The 19,045-nt window shown below is 40.9% G+C and carries 17 protein-coding genes; 11 read left to right on the forward strand and 6 right to left on the reverse strand.

The annotated features are described in order from the left end of the window. Position 1: 1 nt before the first annotated feature. The 5 genes from B9T36_RS02345 to rpsB form a co-directional block, all read right to left on the reverse strand. Positions 2-691 carry an AzlC family ABC transporter permease gene (locus B9T36_RS02345; RefSeq protein WP_171264392.1) on the reverse strand — a complete coding sequence of 230 codons (690 nt, stop codon included), beginning with the start codon at positions 689-691 and terminating at the stop codon, positions 2-4. Positions 692-772: 81 nt separating this feature from the next. After that, the gene (locus tag B9T36_RS02350) at positions 773-1,606 is read right to left on the reverse strand and encodes an AraC family transcriptional regulator (RefSeq protein WP_086207968.1); all 834 of its coding nucleotides are present in this window, start codon (positions 1,604-1,606) and stop codon (positions 773-775) included. Between the two features lie 68 nt (positions 1,607-1,674). Beyond that, positions 1,675-2,169 carry a DUF3465 domain-containing protein gene (locus B9T36_RS02355; RefSeq protein ID WP_086207969.1) on the reverse strand — a complete coding sequence of 165 codons (495 nt, stop codon included), beginning with the start codon at positions 2,167-2,169 and terminating at the stop codon, positions 1,675-1,677. Between the two features lie 77 nt (positions 2,170-2,246). After that, the gene (gene tsf, locus B9T36_RS02360) at positions 2,247-3,122 is read right to left on the reverse strand and encodes a translation elongation factor Ts (RefSeq protein WP_086207970.1); all 876 of its coding nucleotides are present in this window, start codon (positions 3,120-3,122) and stop codon (positions 2,247-2,249) included. A gap of 142 nt (positions 3,123-3,264) precedes the next feature. After that, complete coding sequence (gene rpsB, locus B9T36_RS02365) at positions 3,265-4,011, reverse strand: 30S ribosomal protein S2 (RefSeq protein WP_086207971.1); 747 nt, start codon at positions 4,009-4,011, stop codon at positions 3,265-3,267. 207 nt (positions 4,012-4,218) lie between these two features. On the opposite strand from rpsB, the gene map reads away from it, so the two are divergent. From map to B9T36_RS02395, 7 genes are all read left to right on the forward strand, one after another. Further along, the gene (gene map, locus B9T36_RS02370; protein WP_086207972.1) at positions 4,219-5,046 is read left to right on the forward strand and encodes a type I methionyl aminopeptidase; all 828 of its coding nucleotides are present in this window, start codon (positions 4,219-4,221) and stop codon (positions 5,044-5,046) included. Positions 5,047-5,373: 327 nt separating this feature from the next. After that, positions 5,374-6,432 carry an OmpW/AlkL family protein gene (locus B9T36_RS02375; protein WP_086207973.1) on the forward strand — a complete coding sequence of 353 codons (1,059 nt, stop codon included), beginning with the start codon at positions 5,374-5,376 and terminating at the stop codon, positions 6,430-6,432. Between the two features lie 414 nt (positions 6,433-6,846). Continuing rightward, positions 6,847-8,196, forward strand: a complete 1,350-nt coding sequence (locus B9T36_RS02380) for an MFS transporter (protein ID WP_086207974.1) — start codon at positions 6,847-6,849, stop codon at positions 8,194-8,196. A gap of 89 nt (positions 8,197-8,285) precedes the next feature. Then, positions 8,286-9,500, forward strand: a complete 1,215-nt coding sequence (locus B9T36_RS02385) for an alginate export family protein (protein ID WP_086207975.1) — start codon at positions 8,286-8,288, stop codon at positions 9,498-9,500. Between the two features lie 330 nt (positions 9,501-9,830). Then, positions 9,831-11,039 (forward strand): MFS transporter, encoded by a 1,209-nt coding sequence (locus B9T36_RS02390; protein WP_086207976.1) that lies wholly within the window; start codon positions 9,831-9,833, stop codon positions 11,037-11,039. After that, the gene (locus tag B9T36_RS19305) at positions 11,032-11,166 is read left to right on the forward strand and encodes a hypothetical protein (RefSeq protein ID WP_265733394.1); all 135 of its coding nucleotides are present in this window, start codon (positions 11,032-11,034) and stop codon (positions 11,164-11,166) included. Before B9T36_RS02390 ends, B9T36_RS19305 begins: the two co-directional genes overlap by 8 nt. A gap of 159 nt (positions 11,167-11,325) precedes the next feature. Beyond that, positions 11,326-12,282: a TauD/TfdA dioxygenase family protein gene (locus B9T36_RS02395; RefSeq protein WP_086207977.1), complete on the forward strand. Its 957-nt coding sequence runs from the start codon at positions 11,326-11,328 to the stop codon at positions 12,280-12,282. A gap of 424 nt (positions 12,283-12,706) precedes the next feature. Here the strand turns inward: B9T36_RS02395 and serC are convergent, their stop codons facing one another. Next, positions 12,707-13,786, reverse strand: a complete 1,080-nt coding sequence (serC, locus tag B9T36_RS02400) for a 3-phosphoserine/phosphohydroxythreonine transaminase (RefSeq protein ID WP_086207978.1) — start codon at positions 13,784-13,786, stop codon at positions 12,707-12,709. A 428-nt stretch (positions 13,787-14,214) separates the two neighbouring features. Between serC and B9T36_RS02405 the strand changes: the two genes are divergently transcribed. From B9T36_RS02405 to B9T36_RS02420, 4 genes are read left to right on the forward strand one after another with little or no spacing between them, the layout of a single operon-like run. Then, positions 14,215-15,645 carry a TolC family protein gene (locus tag B9T36_RS02405; protein ID WP_086207979.1) on the forward strand — a complete coding sequence of 477 codons (1,431 nt, stop codon included), beginning with the start codon at positions 14,215-14,217 and terminating at the stop codon, positions 15,643-15,645. Positions 15,646-15,666: 21 nt separating this feature from the next. After that, the gene (locus tag B9T36_RS02410) at positions 15,667-16,818 is read left to right on the forward strand and encodes an HlyD family secretion protein (RefSeq protein WP_086207980.1); all 1,152 of its coding nucleotides are present in this window, start codon (positions 15,667-15,669) and stop codon (positions 16,816-16,818) included. Next, the gene (locus B9T36_RS02415) at positions 16,818-17,948 is read left to right on the forward strand and encodes an ABC transporter permease (RefSeq protein ID WP_086207981.1); all 1,131 of its coding nucleotides are present in this window, start codon (positions 16,818-16,820) and stop codon (positions 17,946-17,948) included. The genes B9T36_RS02410 and B9T36_RS02415 overlap by 1 nt, the downstream gene beginning before the upstream one ends. Beyond that, a complete protein-coding gene (locus tag B9T36_RS02420) occupies positions 17,945-19,033 on the forward strand; it encodes an ABC transporter permease (RefSeq protein ID WP_086207982.1) in 1,089 nt (362 codons plus the stop codon). Before B9T36_RS02415 ends, B9T36_RS02420 begins: the two co-directional genes overlap by 4 nt. Positions 19,034-19,045: the final 12 nt, after the last annotated feature.

A 19,045-nucleotide genomic window follows, 5' to 3' on the forward strand; every position in this document is an offset into this window, starting at 1 on the left:
TTCAGCACTCCGAACGATCAAACATCGCAGCAACCCACATACCTGTAAAACCGGCTAACAAGATGGCTGATTTCACACCCAACCAACTCAACAGCAAAACAGAGAGTGATGATGCAATGACACCGTAAATTGCAGCTCTATTTTGGATCAGCATTACCGCCATCACCAAGAACACCACCACTATTGAAAACTCCAAATGTAGATTTGAAAGATCAGGCACTGTATTTGCAAGCAGTATGCCGACTAAACTAAACCCTACCCAACAGACATAAAAACTGAATCCTGCCCCCAACATATAAGCATAAGATGGCTTTTGTTTTAGCATTGCGGTGGCGTAGAGTTCATCGGTCAGCAAAAAACCAATACTGAGTCTCCGGCTTAATGACCATGGCTTCACATCTTCTCTTAAACTCAACGCATAAATAAAATGCTGACTAGTCAGAAAAAATACCGTCAAAATAATGCTCAGCAAAGATGCACCTGTCATCAGCATACTCAAGCTGACCAATTGAGCAGCACCAGCAAATACCAAAGCTGACATTCCCACAGCTTGCATCACACTCAATCCCGCATTAATCGCAGCTGAGCCAGCCAATATTCCCCATGGAATCACAGCAACAGACAGAGGTAGCATGTCCTGTACGCCCCGAAGAAAACTTAGACTTTGTGGTTGTATCGCTTGTTGTTGCATGAAAAACCCTATGATTTCTATCCATAGGAATTAATATGCAAGATTGAGGAAATGACTTTCTTGTATGAAATTGCTGTTATTTTAGATTTTATGTGCCATATATTGTGCTGGTGTACAGCCCAATGCCTTTTTAAAATGACGTGTGTAATGACTCTGATCGGAGAAGCCACACAATTGTGCTACTGTCGCAATCTCACAACCTTGTTTTAGCAAAGATAATGATTTACGTAAACGAAACTGTATCAACCATGCGTGAGGTGGAAGTCCAGTAAACTTTTTAAATTGACGTAGCAAATGCCAAGGGCTCATCCCCACCACAGCCGCCAACTCAGTAAGTTGGTGCTCTTTTTCTGGTTCGGCTTCGAGTAACTCCTGAATCAGCACGACCTTACGCTGCGCTTCAGGTAAATCTTTTAATGTTTTCCTAGACTGGCTATAACGACTTAATAAATATGCTAAAGTTGAAATATACAAACTCTGCTTGAACAGTATATTTTTAGGCTGCAATAACAAATCAAACAGTAAATTCAACTGCTCTGCCAGTCCCTCATCATGCACCACAGCTTGTGGAAACCACGGCATAGTACCAGCTTCATGAAAAAAATCCTGACTAATAGCTTGAATCATTTCAGGGGTCGGATAAATTGCTCGGTAACACCAACCTGTTTCAACAGCAGATGAACCCGTATGCACCTCATCCGCATTGACTAAAATAATATCGCCTTGCGGTGCAATATGCTGATTTCCTGTGCGTAAAAAAGATTGCGCACCTTCATCAATCAAACCAATGCAGTAGCCTTCGTGCGTGTGTTTTGAAAACTGAGTATGTTGATAGGAGGCTTTTAACATCTCAAGACCACCAAGTTCTTGAACATGATGATAATTTACAAATTCACTGGATCTGATTTTGTGCATGAGTTAGCTTCTCCTGAACCACTCAGCATACTGTGATTCAGTAAAACGTATAGAACAAAATTGCTCTATTACTGATAGATTTTTCCTTGATGCTTTAACCAGCCATCCACATGACGTTGCTGTGGATCCCGATGCGTCCAGTGAATGACCCCACCTTTTTCACTATATTCATATTCCCCATTAAAACTGACCGTATCCCCTTTTTGCAAACGATCAATTCTTGGAGCTAGATCAATATTATGCACAACTAAAACTGTCATATTATTCGGCAACGCTAAAATAAACTTTTGATGACGAGAGCCATCATTGTCATCTTTCAGTACAGCCACCACTCGCCCTTGAGATTGAACTTGAACATTACTTTTTTGGTTTTGAAAGGCTTGAGCAATTTTTGCAGCATCATCAGACCCAGAGTTTTGCACTTCCCGATGTGTAGCCGATCTTTCTAGATTGGATGATGAAGTTGAAGTATTAAGCTGTTTTTCTTGAAGATCAATCCCAAAATATGCAGCAACCAAAACCACGATCACTGCACCAATACCTAGATTTGTTTTATTTGCCATGTATTTTTCCTTTATTTCGTTTTTATTGTATAAAAAAAGCCCCAATGGGGCTTTTTTTACTCAAAATAATTTTTCAATTATTTTGCAGCAGCTTGAGCAGCAGCAACTTCTTCAGCGAAAGAAAGTTCAGCTTTCTTCTCAATACCTTCACCCACTTCAAAGCGAACGAATTGAGCAACTGTAGTACCAGTTGACTTAAGCACATCAGAAACTTTTTTGTCGTTGTCGATAACGTACATTTGGTTCTCAAGTACAACTTCATTTAAGTACTTTTGAACTGAACCAGTGACCATTTTCTCAACGATGTTTGCAGGCTTACCAGATTCAATTGCTTTTGCTTCAGCAATTTCTTTTTCTTTAGCAATAAGCTCAGCAGATACGTCAGCTTCTGTTACAGCCACTGGGTTGAATGCAGCAACGTGCATTGCAATACCTTTACCAGTTGCAGCATCACCTGCGTAAGATACAACAACACCGATTCTTAGACCGTGTTTGTATACTGCAAGGTTGTCGCCTTCAACGATTGTTGCACGACGAACTTGGATGTTTTCACCGATTTTTTGAACAAGAGCGATACGCGCTTCTTCTACAGTTACGCCATCTGCAAGTTTCAATTCAGCAATTTTAGCAGCATCAGTTTCACCAGCAGCTAACGCAGCAGCAGCAACTTGAGCAGAGAAACCAGCAAAGTTTTCGTCTTTAGCAACGAAGTCAGTTTGACAGTTTACTTCCAAAAGGATTGCTTTATTGCCTTCTTGAGCAATTGTGATTGCACCGTCAGCTGCAATGTTACCTGCTTTTTTAGCCGCTTTAGCTTGACCAGATTTACGAAGGTTATCAATCGCTAGCTCGATGTCACCATTCGCTTCTGTTAATGCTTTTTTACATTCCATCATTGCAAGACCAGTACGATCGCGCAATTCTTTAACCATGCTTGCTGTAACTGCAGTCATGTCAATCTCCTAAAATACGGTAGAAAATGAATTCTTTTTAGAACAGAAACGGCCCAGAGCTATCTCTTGGGCCGTCTGCATACATGACGCTTACTTTGCCACCATCACATGTCGCAAAAATGACAAGCTTACGTCAAACGCATTAAGCCTCAGAAGCAGGTGCTTCTTCGCCTTTAGCTTGTGCATTTGCTTGTGATTGAGCATATTCTTTACCAGCAAGAATCGCATCAGCCATAGCAGAAGCATAAAGAGTAACTGCACGGATCGCATCGTCGTTACCCGGAATAACGTAATCTACGTTGTCTGGGTTAGAGTTTGTATCAACGATACCGATTACAGGAATACCAAGGTTTTTAGCTTCTTTGATTGCAATAGCTTCGTGATCAACGTCGATTACGAATAATGCGTCAGGTAAACCACCCATGTTCTTAACACCGCCTAAAGCGCGTTCAAGTTTTTCCATCTCACGAGTACGCTCTAAAGCTTCACGTTTAGTAAGCTTAGCGAAAGTACCATCTTGAGATTGAGTTTGAAGGTCTTTAAGACGGTTGATAGATTGGCGAAGTGTTTTCCAGTTCGTCAACATACCACCTAACCAACGGTGATCAACATAAGGTTGACCAGCACGTTGTGCTTGTTCACGGATGATGTTAGAAGCAGCACGTTTAGTACCAACAAACAATACTTTATTCTTTTTGCTAGCAAGGTTGTTAACAAAGTTCAAAGCATCATTTAACGCAGGAACAGTGTGCTCAAGGTTGATGATGTGAATTTTGTTACGCGCACCAAAGATGTATTGACGCATCTTTGGATTCCAGAAACGTGTTTGGTGACCGAAGTGTGCGCCTGCTTGAAGAAGGTCGCGCATGCTTACGTTGTAATCTGCCATTTTCTTTACCTTAAAGTTTGGGTTAGGCCTCCATATATCCGCATCCTCCACCCCAAAGGGCACCCAGAGAAATGTGTCGATATATGTGCGGATTTTTAAAGCCCATTCATCACTTTGACATAAATATATTCACGAAAAAGCATTTGATAAAATGGGCGGCTATTTATACCATAGTCACACACAAATTTCCAAAAGTTTTTAGAGATCATGAACAGTACTTACGAAGCACCCCGTCGACTCATCAAAAGCGCTGAAGACATCGAAAAGATGCGTGTCGCTGGACGACTGGCGGCTGAAGTCTTGGATATGATCAAGCCACATATTAAACCAGGTGTAACTACACTTGAGTTAGATACGATTTGTCACGATTATATTGTCAATAAACAAGACGCTATTCCAGCATGTTTAGGTTACGGCGCAGCGCCGGGTCGCCCTGCGTTCCAACATGTGATTTGTACTTCAGTAAACCATGTGGTCTGTCACGGCATTCCGTCAGATGCAAAAGTGTTGAAAAAAGGCGATATTTTAAATATTGATGTGACGGTTATTAAAGATGGTTTCCACGGCGATACCAACATGATGTACATCGTGGGTGGTGAAACCTCTATTCTTGCGAATCGGTTATGTAAAGTAGCACAAGAAGCGATGTACCGTGGAATAGCGACAGTGAAGCCCGGTTCGACCATTGGGGATATTGGTCATGCCATTCAACAATATGTCGAATCAGAGCGTTTTGGCGTGGTGCGTGAATACTGTGGTCACGGTATTGGGACTGTGTTCCATGACGAACCTCAAGTCTTACACTATGGTCAACCCAACTCAGGCATGATTTTAGAAGAAGGCATGACCTTTACCATTGAACCTATGGTCAATGGTGGTGACTGGAAAACCAAACTATTGGGCGATAAATGGACAGTCGTCACCAAAGATCATAGTTTGTCAGCACAATACGAGCATACCATTTTAGTGACTAAAACAGGCGCTGAAATCTTAACAGCGCGTCCTGAAGAAGATTTATCTCGTTTTCAAGCTTAAATGCTGTCATTGGCATGAAATACAATGCCGACTGTCAAAAAGACCACCACATGGTGGTCTTTTTTATGGTGGGTTAAACATTTTACTTTACATTTATTTCTTAATTTACAGCTAGCTAGTTGCTGTAATACCTGAATATCCATGTTCAAACAGGATCAGTTTTCTGTAACAAAGCGTGCAACTAAGTAACACGATCACACAAATCTCATTTTGACATTCACAAATGTCAAAAACACATATCCTTTAAAAACAACAGCTTTATTCTAATTTCAAGCTTAATAATACGCTCTATAAAAACGAATAGCTCATTGGACATGGAGTCCCAAAATGAAAAAAACATTGCTTTGCGTAGCAACGTCTATTGCTACCTTACCTATACTCACGCATGCAGATTCACCTTATTTTAGTCTACAAGATGGTGATGGATTTAAACGTTTCTCTGTATCTGTCGGTGCTTTACATGTTATGCCGCAAGGTAAAGCCCAACCCTTCCGTGTCAATACAGCCGTTAAACAAGGTGAGACAGCAACGGTCGGAGATGTCCAATCCCAAACGGTAAAAGACAATTTAAAAGAGGGCTTTACCCCCTCACCAGTCTTACAAGTCGCTCTGAATACTTTAGATACCATTCCAAGTGCCTTGAGTGGCACAGCCGAAATTCACGGCCTAGAAAGTTGGGATAATCCGGGTACTGGTTTAGAAGCTGATGATGTTACAACGCTTGGCATCATGACCAACTACTTCTTTACCGATAATATTTCTTTTGAAATGAAAGCTGGGATTCCACCTAAAGTTGACTTACAAGGTAAAGGGAAAATTTATGCACCTTTTTCTGCGATAGCGAAACCCTTAGGCGGAGTGTTTGGAAACCTAGAACTTGAAAATGATATTTTCATTACTGACTTAGAAGCAAATGGTCCAGCAGCATCAGCACGTGCATGGACACCTGCTTTCGAGTTCCAATATCACTTTGGTAAAACGGGGGTAAATAAATTCCGCCCCTATGTTGGTGTTGGGTTGATGTACGCTTACTTTAATGAGTTGGAAATTAACCCGCAAACAGAGAAAGATCTCATTGCAGCAGGTCATATGATTGCCAATATTAAAGAAGGTAATGCAGGCGCATCACTTGAGGGTAAAACCAGTTCAGCGGACCCTAAAGTGGAGTTGGAAGCAACCGATGCTTTTGCTCCCATTGCAACCGTTGGTTTCACTTATGACTTTAATGATAAATGGTTTGCAGTGGGTTCTGTATCTTATGCCCATCTTAAAAATGAAACGACTATTACAGTAAAAGATGCCACGCATGGCGAGTTGATTAAATCAAAAGCAGATATCGAAATTAACCCGATTCTTGCCTATGCAGGCCTAGGTTATCGCTTCTAAGCTTACATATTTGAACCTCAAATGCTCCATGAGGATTATGATGAATCATGGAGTGTTATGAAGATGTACATCATCAAATTATTTTAGAATATGCATTTTTATGATGCATTTTTATTGACCATTTTTTCATACGAATTATTTTTGATCATTAAATCACATCCACAAACTGTGATTAAGACACTCCCTTCCCCCAACGAAAATGTTTAAACATCCCACTAAAAACACGTTCTATCGCCAATAAAGCCGATTTTTTTCATTTATTTTATGTGTTGGCATACTGTTTGCTTTTTAGACAACATGAGAAATCAACGTAGATTCCTCAACTATATAGACGGCCAAAGATGTCCGTTCTGATCGGTTTGCAAATTATCTTTTATTTGCAATCACTTTTACGTTCAGTTCAGGGGATGGCTTATGTCTTCAACAATTAATCGCGAAGCAAAAAAAGCAACACAAATAAAACTCTTTAGTTTCTCCACGCCAGCAATGCGCGCTTTCCATATGACTTGGCTCGCATTCTTTGTTTGTTTCTTCGCATGGTTTGCCTGTGCACCGCTGATGCCTGTGATTAAAGGCGAATTTAATTTAACCAAAGACCAAATCGCGAATATTAATATTGCTGCGGTTGCCATTACCATTCTAATCCGTCTTATTGTTGGTCCATTATGTGATAAATATGGCCCTAGAAAAACGTATACAGCACTTCTAATATTAGGCAGCATTCCTGTGTTTGGTGTTGCTTCTGCCAATACCTATGAATCATTTTTATTCTTCCGCTTGCTGATTGGTGCAATTGGAGCAAGTTTTGTTATTACCCAATACCATACTAGTGTGATGTTTGCACCCAACGTAGTAGGTACTGCAAATGCTGCGGCTGCTGGCTGGGGCAATGCAGGTGGAGGCGCAACTCAAGCATTAATGCCACTTATTCTGGGTGCAATCCTAATGTTTGGTGTTGAACAAGCAATGGGCTGGCGTATTGCCCTCCTTGTACCAGGGATCATGATGGTGATCGTTGGGATGCTGTATTGGAAATTTACTCAAGACTGTCCACAAGGGAACTTTAAAGAACTTCGCGCTCAAGGAATTGAAGTGGGTAGCGGTAAAAAAGGTGGAACAGCAATTTTACTTCAAGCTGCTCGTAACTACCGTGTATGGATCCTATTTGTATCGTATGGAGCATGTTTCGGTATTGAGATTTTCATCCACAATATTGCAGCAATGTACTATACCGATCACTTTAACATGGGCTTAAAAGAAGCAGGCTTAGCTGCTGGTATCTTTGGTTTACTTGCATTATTTGCACGCGCTTTAGGGGGTATCGTATCTGACAAAGTTGCTATCTCTAAAGGCCTAGATGGTCGCACTAAAGTACTATTCTTATTGGTTTTACTTGAAGGCTTATTCTTAATCGTATTCTCACAGATGAATACAGCAATGCTTGCCATTATTAGCATGACCGTTTTCGCCCTGTTTACCCACATGGCATGTGGTGCAACCTACGCTCTGGTTCCTTTCATTGATCGTGATGCTCTAGGTGGTGTAGCAGGCATTATTGGTGCTGGTGGTAACGTGGGTGCTGTTGCTGCAGGCTTCTTACTTAAAGGTGTATTAGATGTTCAGACTTGCCTGTTTATTTTAGGTGGTTTGGTCACTGTAGCTGCATTTAGCGTAATTCTAATTCGCTTCTCAGTTGAACATAAAGCAAAAGAAAAACAATTATTTGAACAAGCTGTCTTAGAACGCAACAGCCTCGCCTCTTAAACTTTCATGCCTTTTCTAGGGTGATGGTGAAGACACACCATCCCCCTAACTTTCTAAACTTATCTTTAAAAAAAATCAGGGGAATTTCTATGAAATTGCGTACTCTCTCTGCGCTTTCACTTGCCTGCATTTCAGCAACGACATCCTATGCAGCCGATAACTTTTTATCACAAACCAAGTTTTCACTAGACACGCGCTTACGCTATGAAATGGTAGATCAAGATAATAAACTTGATAACGCAGAAGCTTTTACTCTCCGCATTCGTCCTGCACTACAAACAGGCAGTTGGCATGGATTAAGCGGCTTTGTGCAAGGTGAAGGAACACTTGAACTTAATGATCATTTTAACAGTACACGTAATGCTGAAACAGGTTATAGCAGTGTACCTGACCCTGAAAACCTACAATTAAATCAGCTTTATTTAAAGTACGTTTATAGTCCTAAGGCCGATTTAACAGTTGGTCGTCAAGTAATTAATCTAGATAATCAACGTTTTGTGGGTTCTGTTGCATGGCGTCAAAACGACCAAACTTTCGATGCAGTCAGTTTAAATATTAAGCCAACACAGCAGTTGGGCTTGTATTATGCATACATAGATCAGGTCAATACCATTTTTGGAAGCGAAGAGCCAAAGCCCAAATATGTAGCCGCTCAAGATGGCGAACAAGACAGTGAAATTCACTTAATTCAAGCCAAATTTAATTACAATCCACTATTGAATGCTACAGCTTATGGTTATTTCATGGATTTTGAAGACTTACCAGCGTGGTCAAATCAAACCTATGGTCTACGTTTAACAGGCAAAAATAAAAATTTACGTTATGTGGCTGAATATGCCAAACAATCTGAATATGCTGACCAACCAACATCTTATGATGCAGACTATTATACCTTCGAACTTGGCTATAACGTAGGTGCAGCTAAACCATTAGGTGAAATTGCAATTGGCTACGAAGTCCTCGGAAGTGATGACGGAAAAATTGGCTTTCAAACCCCTTTAGCAACGAAACATAAATTTAATGGTTGGACAGATGTTTTTCTCAATACACCTGCAAATGGTCTAACTGATTTGTACCTCAGCTCAAACCTTAATATTTTAAAGCAAGGCAAGCTAGGTACGGAATATCACCATTATCGTAGCGATGAAAAAAATATGGATTATGGACAAGAGTTTGCTGTGTCATTTACCCACCCTCTTCCACTCAAAGGTTTGTCCGCACTCGGCAAATTTTCAAGCTATCAAGCTGAAGACTATGGCGTAAATACCGATAAATTCTGGTTACAACTCGATTATAAATACTAATTTCATCTGAATATCGAGTTCTCATTCAATTTAATCCTTTGCCTACTTTTGTTTAGCCCAAAGTAGGCAAAGTCTCTGTTTAAACATGCACTACACATCTCATTTTCCTTTCGATGCACCACAGTTCTGTCTGGCTCAGTTTACAAATGAGATATGTAAGCATCTTTTCCCTTTGGAAGCAGGCTAATTGATACATTCAGGTCTGGGCAACTTCTGCCTAATGACCCAAATTTTTTATAACACTTTTCAAATAATTCATTCAAATATCGAATTACTTCGATATATTACGTACAATAGCGACTATTCTTATCTTCATTGCGCATCTAACGTATGTCTCAGAGTCAATTTTCCAAACCTTTGATTTATATGCTCATTGGCAGTGCCATGATTTTGGCACTTTCACTCGGTGTTCGGCATGGTTTTGGACTCTACCTTGTTCCTATGAGCAATGAATTTGGTTGGGGACATAATGTTTTTAGTTTGGCTATTGCCATGCAAAACCTGATTTGGGGCGCTGCACAACCCTTTACAGGGGCCTTAGCTGATAAGTACGGGTCTAAAATTGTCGTAGCTATTGGTGGTGTTCTGTATACCATCGGATTACTCCTGATGGCGATCAGCTCCACAGGTTGGCTACTCAACCTAAGTGTCGGCCTTATTTTAGGTTTAGCATTATCTGCCACCTCTTTTTCGGTACTCTTGTCTGCGGTGGGGCGTGCTGCACCACCTGAAAAACGTAGCCTTGCTATGGGGGTTGCCAGTGCAGCAGGTTCGTTTGGTCAGTTCATTATGCTGCCCTCCACTCTGCTTCTACTACAAAACTATGGCTGGTCGGCGGCATTGGTCGTGAGTGCCATTTTGATCGCATTTATTGTGCCCTTAGCCTGGATGCTCAAAGCCCCTGCTTTTGTTGTAGCCAATGCACCAACCAACCAAGTTCAACTCAGCTTTAAAGATATCCTCATCATTGCTAAAAACCATAAACCGTTTTGGTTTTTAGCACTCGGTTTTTTAGTATGTGGTTTCCAAGTTGTGTTTATTGGTATCCATTTACCTGGGTATTTGATTGATCATGGTTTTAATGCCACCACAGGAACAGTGTTCTTGGCATTGGTCGGTTTATTCAATATTGTCGGCACATATACCGCAGGTTGGCTAGGCGGTAAATATTCCAAACCGAAGTTACTCATGGGTTTATATGGGCTCCGTGGCATTGCGATTATTGCCTTCTTGTTGCTACCGCTGAGCACACTCACCATCTATAGCTTTGGCGTCGTGATGGGTTTATTATGGTTATCTACCGTACCTTTAACTAACGGTATTGTGGCCAATATGTTTGGCATTAAGTACCTGAGCATGTTGAGTGGTATTGTGTTCTTTACCCATCAAGTCGGTTCATTTTTCGGTGGCTGGCTGGGTGGTGTGAATCATGACGTTACAGGTAATTATGACTTGATTTGGTTGTTCTCTATCGCCCTGAGTGTATTGGGTGTACTGGTACATTTCTTTGTCGATGAAAAGGCGGTTGTCCATGACTAATTCATTTTTATGGCTGAAGTGTAGTATTGGTCTTTCAATGGTTGCACTATTCGGCTTATCCATTGCTCTTTGGTTCAATACGCCAGACCTGTTTGAGTATTTTAATCAGGCATTTTGCGCACATTAAATCTGCACATTTTGAACTACATATTTCGTTTTAAATAAAAAGTAAAATAATCATTGCCTTAGCATTTTTCTCATAAGCTTAGAATTTCTTTTAATTTTAAGCTTGTACATATATTGACTACATTTTCTCTAGACCCCATATCTAGAGAAAATAATCAACATGACCGCATTAACCCAACTTTCACAAGCAATTCATGATGCCCCACGTTGGCATCAACCAGAACAATTTCAAAACCCAGAAGAAATACACATTATCCCACTTGCGAAAGAAGCCTTAGGCGCGGTGGTTTTGGGTTTAGATGCCCGTAAAGCCCAAGCAGGAGAAACCATCTATCGCTTAAAACAAGCTTTGGCTGAACACCTGATTTTAATTTTTAAAAATCAAACTCTGGATGATCTACAATATTTAGCCTTTGCCAGTTATTTTGGCTCTATTTTTCGCCCAAGTGCCGACAATCCGGTACTCGCCAGCCAGTCCGACACAGGCGTCCCCCCCGATGTGGTTCCTGTCTCTAATGCAGTTGGGCAAGGCGACTACACAGGTCACGGCGAACTCACCCCACATGCGGATCACCAGTGGACACCTCTTCCCTCTTTTGGCTCTCTGCTCTATGCCCTTGAGCTTCCTCAAGATGGCGGACAAACATCATGGTTCAATACCATCAAAGCCTATGATGCGCTTTCCGATGATGTCAAAAAACAAATCGACCAGCTACAGCTGATTACTTATAACCCATTCGTCCGTGCGCAGAGCAATACAGGCAATTCGGGTTATGCAGACTCACCTTATTATCGTTTTAAAGATCAACCGATTTTAGGGCATGCCTATCCACATCCTTTAGTCCGCACACATCCAGAATCTGGGCGAAAAGCACTTTGGTTAAATACGCGTTCGGAAGTTGAATTGGTCAATGTCGATGATACGACAGGCAGTGAATTGATTGCTGAACTTCGTGCGCACATATTGAAACCAGAGTTTCGTTATGAGCATCATTGGGAAACAGGTGATATTGTTTTTTGGGATAATCAAGTGACTTTGCACTCACGCCGCCCCTTTCCCGTCGATCAACGTCGCTTACTGAAACGGATTAGTCTTGCTGGTGGACGTCCGTACTAGGCAATACCTAAAAGGAATCATTCATTGGCATGACACTAAAATGTCACGATTCTTTTAGATAATGTGTGAAAAAACCAATAAAAAAAGCCCATCAAGCGATGTACGGCTGATCAGTAAATGCATTTACTGTTGGGCTATTCTCAACGGAGTCTTACTGTTCTAAATCAATTTTTGGGAGTTCGTTCTGTTCTTTTGTTTAGCCAAATGAGAAGCGAAGCTTCGCAAGGAAAACATTTGTCATCCGCAAAACCTGTTCACTTGCGTCGTTTGAACAACTTTTGTTAAAAAAAACAGCCCAAGCTAAAAGTTAGACAGGTTGCGGATGACGCTTCCGCATATCTGATAAAGTCTAAAAGAAAATGCCAGTCAGTTTCTGAACTGACTGGCATTACAACTTTTAAGTTGGCTTTAATGGCTCTATGGCTTAAGCATTGCGTTTCGCAAAGTCATCCATAAAGTTCACAAGTGCTTGAACGCCTTCTAATGGAACCGCGTTATAAATACTTGCGCGCATCCCACCAACTGAGCGGTGACCTGCAAGATTCAACAAATGGTTTTCTTCTGCTTCTTTAAGGAATAACTTCTCTAGATCAGGATTCGCCAAAGTAAATGGTACGTTCATAATCGAACGGTTTTGCACAGCAATTGGATTTGCATAGAAATCGCTTGAGTCAATATAACCATACAGCAGATTTGCTTTTGCAAGGTTCACTTTATGAATTGCTTCGACACCACCTTGTTCAAGCAACCACTCAAACACCAAACCAGATAAATACCATGCATAAGTTGATGGTGTATTCACCATTGAATCATTCTTCGCTTGTGAAGAATATTTCAAAATACTTGGAATTTCAGGTTTAGCTTGATCTAGCAGATCTTCACGAACAATCACTAAGGTTAAACCCGCAGGGCCAATGTTCTTCTGCGCACCTGCATAAATCATCCCAAATTGAGTAACATCAACTGGTGCAGACAAAATACTTGAAGAGAAATCTGAAACCAGTGGAGCATTAGCTTTTGGAACACTCGCAAACTGAAGACCGCCAATGGTTTCATTGTCTACATAGTGCACATAAGCCGCATCTTGGGACAAATTCCAAGTGCTTGCGTCTGCAATCGCTAGTTTTCCATCAATCTGCGTGCCCGCTTCAACGACATTGATATCACCATAGCGCTGCGCTTCTTTTAACGCTTTTTCAGACCAAATTCCCGTATGAATATAATCCGCTTTGCTGTTTTTACCCAACAAGTTTAAAGGAATCGCAGAAAACTGAAGTGATGCTCCCCCTTGAAGGAACAATACCTTGTAATTTTCTGGAATGTTCATGAGTTTGCGTAAGTCTGCCTCTGCTTTTTCCGCAACTGCAACATAGTCTTTACTACGGTGACTCATTTCCATGATGGAAAGACCCTTGCCTTGCCAATCAAGAATTTCAGCTTGAGCTTTTTCTAAAACGGCAGTAGGTAATGCAGCAGGACCAGCACAGAAGTTGTACGCGCGCATGATTTTTCCTTTCAAAGTGAAACACAATAAAATGATGGCATTTAACCACAGATAGACGGGGCTTGCAGTAAATTCAACGGAAAAATTTCAATGTTGTCTCACCTTTACAGTCAAAAATTCAATCAAGATCAACACTCCAATTTTAACGAACCATAAGTCACATCCCCTACAGAAAGGTATCAGCCATTTATCTACGCCAAGGCAAATGCATTTATTTTGTGTAAAAATATCGCTAATCTATTGATATACATTTGCAAATTAAACAATTCAATAACTGAGTCAACATTCAGCATAACTAGATTATGCGTATAATGTGCAAAACATAGAAAAGAGTCGTGTCCATGCCACAAAGACTATCCAACATGCTTAACACACCGACCAACAAATTCTCATTGCGTATATCACTGCCATCAATCTTATCATTCAGCATGTTAGCTTTTAGTTTTGGCACTAACTCTACTGCTTTTGCAGCGCCCATCAGCTACCAGCAAGCTGAACAAAATGTGTTACAAGATTCTTATAGCACACAAGCCACTCAAGCCTTGCAGCAAGCGTCAAAACTTGAAGCTGAAGCAGTAAAAGGCTTGGGGTTGCCTCGTGTCGATCTGAACGTACGTGCTTATGCCTTTCATAATGAGCTTGATATACCGCTTGGAGCACTCAAAAATAATTTAGAACAAACACTGTCTGATGGTGTAGCCACACAAATTGATCAATGGCAAAATTCAAACCCTAATTTAGGCGATTTAAGCGGTCTACAACAAGGTATTGATCAGACCATCCATCAAGGCGTAGGACTGATTCCAGACAGTTCACAGGTCACTTTAGAAGATCAAGTCATTCGCCCGAGCATTTCAGCAATGATGCCACTTTATACAGGTGGATTAACCTCAAGTGCAAAACAAGTCGCCAACATTAAGGCCAAACGTAGCGAACTCAATACAAAACAACAGCAAGACCTACAACGCTTTGAATTGATTCAAGCCTATTTCAATGTTCAACTGCAACAGCAACTATTGAGCTCTAGTCAATATAATTTGCTGTCCATGCAAAAACATTACAACAATGCACTCAAGCTTGAACAACAAGGTTTTATCAGTAAAGGGCAACGCATGCAGTTTGAAGTGGCAAAAAACAATGCCCAGCGGAGTGAACAAGCGAGCCAATCCAATTTAAAAGCCAGTTTATTTCAACTGAATAATCTCTTACAAAGCAGCCAAATTACAGAATTAACCACACCATTGTTCATTAACAGTACACAAAATCAAGATTTGAATGCACTACTCAAATCGTATACAGATCACTCTGCTTTAGTACAGAAAATGCAAATGGATACGCAACTGGCTCAAGCCAATGTTAAGGTACAAAATGCCGCCAAAAAACCGCATATTTTTGCCTTCGGTGAATATAGTTTAGATGATAAAAACAACTGGATTATTGGTTTAGCCGCACAGTACAATCTGTTCTCAGGCATTGATAAAAATAAAAATGTCCAAGCAGCAGAGTTACAACGCTATGCTTCTGAATTGATGACAGCACGAACCAAGCAAGAAATTGAAAATGTAATTTATAAATCGTATAGCGAAGCCACCACAGCGCAGCAAAGTGATCAGCTATTGCAGCAAAATATAAAAGCAGCGCAAGAAAATTTACGTATACAAGAACTGTCCTTTAAAGAAGATATGGGTACCGCCACTCAGGTGATTGATGCACAAAACATACTGAGTGCTCTAAAAGCAGAAACTGCACTCAATGCCTATAAATATGTCATGTCACTGGCAACATTATTACAGAGCCACGGTTCGATTGATCAATTTCAAACCTATCTTCTACAACCCAATACACGATTTATTCGTTAATTCTTTGATGAGAGCCATTTAATGAATCAAGATCAAAATCAGCCCGATCCACAAAAATCTGAAACAGTAGAAGATCAAATAGCGCCCTCACAAGATGAGTTAACAACAGAGCAACGAGAAGACCAAGCCCAGACTAAAATAAATCAGGATAATTCATCATCAGATACGACCGACACAAATCAAAAGTCAAAAAGAATTAAAGTCCTCGGCACAGTAGCACTCATCCTAGTTTTGGGCGTAATTGCTTTTGGTCTTTGGAAAGCCTATCAACAACCTAAAACTGTTGATATTCAAGGCCGTGTTGAAGCTGAAACGCTTCATATAAGCACCAAAGTACCAAGCCGAATCGAAGAAATTTATGTGCATGATGGACAAAAAGTCACTAAAAACCAAGAACTCGTTCGACTGTACAGCCCAGAAGTTGATGCAAAAAAACAACAAGCTCTTGCCAGTTTACAAGCCGCTTTAGCACTACAATCCACCGCTGACCGTGGTTCTCAGGAAGAAAATATTGCCAGTTTGTATGCCAACTGGCAAGCGCTCAAAGCACAGCAAAACTTAGCGCAAACCACCTATCAACGTGGGGCTAACTTATACCAACAAGGTGTTATTTCACGCCAACGTCGTGATGAAATGCATGCTGCTGCTCAGTCTGCGACTCAAATGACAGAAGCGGCATATCAACAATATGAACGTGCACAGCGTGGCAGTACACCACAACAGAAAAGCTCAGCCGATGCACAAGTTCAAATTGCAAAAGCAGCAGTTGCAGAAGCGAATGCGCTTGAAGCCGAAACCAAACTACTCTCGCCAATTAATGGCACCGTATCTAAAACTTATGGTAAGCCCTCCGAGCTAGTAGCAATGGGTGTGCCGATTGTGAGTATTATTCAAGATCGCGAGCTTTGGGTGTCACTCAACGTTCGTGAAGACCAATATGCCAACATTTACCAAGCAAAACAAATTCAAGGCTTTATTCCAGCCTTAAACCTAAACGCCAACTTTGATATTAAAAGTATTGATGCCGAAGGTGAATTTGCAACCATTAAAACCACCCGTCAAACAGGGGGCTACGACATTCGCAGTTTTAAACTTCATTTAACCCCTGCCCAAGACATTCCTGACTTAAAAGTCGGCATGAGTGTGCTGTTTAAAGTCAAAGAGAGCAAATAATGCTAATTGGGCTACTGCGGGAACTGAATTATTTACTTAAACATAAGTGGGATTTATGTTTAGTTACGCTTGCCCCACTGTTTATTATCGTGTTGTTTTCCAGCATGTTTGCCCAAGGCAAGCCTGAACATTTGCCTATTGCAATTATTGACCAAGACCAAAGTGAGCTAAGCCAAAATATACAACGCTACTTAAGACTCAACCATACTTTAGATGTAGTCATCATCAGCGATCAAAACACAGAAGTCGAAAAGTTACTGAACCAAACCAAAATTTGGGGCTATGTCAGTATCCCCAATGGTGCCGAACAACGTTTTGTGCAAGCTAAAGATGCTGAAATCAGCATTGCCTATAACCAAAGTTACTTTAGTGTGGGTAACACCATTTCATCAGCCATGTTAGTCAGCACAGTTGAAGCCATGGCAGACTATGCTGGTGAAAGTTATTTAGAAAATATCACTCCTTACTTAGATATACCGACACCCCACGTTAAAGTCTCGACCTTATATAACCCAAACTTGAGTTATGAGTTCTATTTAGAACCTTTTATGATTCCTGCGATTTTGCATTTACTGCTCTGTTGCTGTGTCGCATTCTCAGTTGGTCAGGAATTTAAGTTCCAGACAGCACAAAATTGGCTAAACAAACAATCGGCTTTTACAGCTATTCTCTCTAAAAACCTGACCTATGTACTCATTTTTAGTCTTTGGACATGGGCTTGGATGTTTTGGTTAATCGAAATTCGTGGTTGGTTTGTTGCAGGTCAACTTTGGTTGATCATGCTGGCACAGCTTTTATTTTATAGTGCCTATGCCTTAATCAGTAGCAGCATTGTTTTAGCCACCAATAATTTATCTAAAACCTTTGGTTTAATTGCGGTCTATGGAGGCTCATCACTCAGTTTTGCAGGAGTGACCCTCCCCTTAAATAACGCGCCACTGTTTACCAAATTCTGGGCCAATATTATCCCTTATACACCCTATGCCAAACTACAAACCGAACAATGGGTCATTGGTAGCCCAATCAGCTCATCGCTGTTGCCTTTATTCATTCTGATCCTTTATGTGGTCTTTTACGCTGTGACCTCTGTCCTACTGCTCAAAAAACGGATCAAAGGAGTAGCGTCATGAAGTTATTTTTGCACTATTACCTCAAGACATTTAAAGACATCATTGCCAATCAGTCGATTCTAACCACACTCATCCTCTCGGTGATTTTTTATAGTGTTTTCTATCCAACTGCCTACAAAGCACAACAAGCAGAAGCTTTGCCCATTATAATTGTGGATGAAGAGCAAAGTATTGTGACGAATAACATTATTCAACAGGTTTCGCTCAGTCCAAATGTTGAAGTTAAAGCTGTCACAGGCAATTTCCTTGAAGCTGAGAACATGATTAAACAGCAGCAAGCCGATGGCATTTTGCTTTTACCTGAGAATCTTTCCAATAGTCTTCAGCATGGAGAAGTCGGTGGAATTGGACTATATCTCAGTGCAGCAAATTTTTTAAAAACCAAGCAAATTGGATTAGGGCTCGCGACCTCAATTGAAAATGCTGTACGCGAGCATGTGGAAAAATTTGGTAATATCGCACACTTCTCACCCGCTATTTCTATTCATCAAACACCACTGTTTAACACCATGTCGGGCTACGGCAGCTATATTTTCCCAGCCATAGCCCCGTTGATTATTCATCAAACCATCGTGCTTGGTTTAGGCATGTTATTGGCTGGATATCGCGAACAAAAATGGCGACCAACGACAACTGAGTTTTTTGCTATTTTTTCAGCCATTTTGACCATTGGTATGCTCGGTTGTTTATATCTATTCGGTTTTGTTTACTGGATCAATGACTACCCACATGGAGGGAATTTTAGCGGCATGCTACTGGCTGTACCGATTTTTATAGGCTGTATCGTGGCTTTAGGCATGTTGATTTCAACATTTTTCGATATGCCTGAGCGTGCAGGACATGTCATTGTATTTACGTCTATTCCGCTATTTCTACTCTCAGGTACAGCATGGCCACATGCTGCAATGCCAACATGGATACAATATTTAGGTCACATTTTACCTTCCACCCAAGGGATTCAAATGTTTATCCAACTCAACCAAATGGGTGTACCAACTGCTCTTGTTCTCCCCAAACTCCTATACCTATTTGTGTTTGGTCTGGTATGTTCAGGTCTTGCCTATTGGCGTCTAAGACACCGCTAAACACCGATGCCT

Source organism: Acinetobacter sp. ANC 4204 (genome assembly GCF_002135205.1).
Taxonomy (GTDB): domain Bacteria; phylum Pseudomonadota; class Gammaproteobacteria; order Pseudomonadales; family Moraxellaceae; genus Acinetobacter.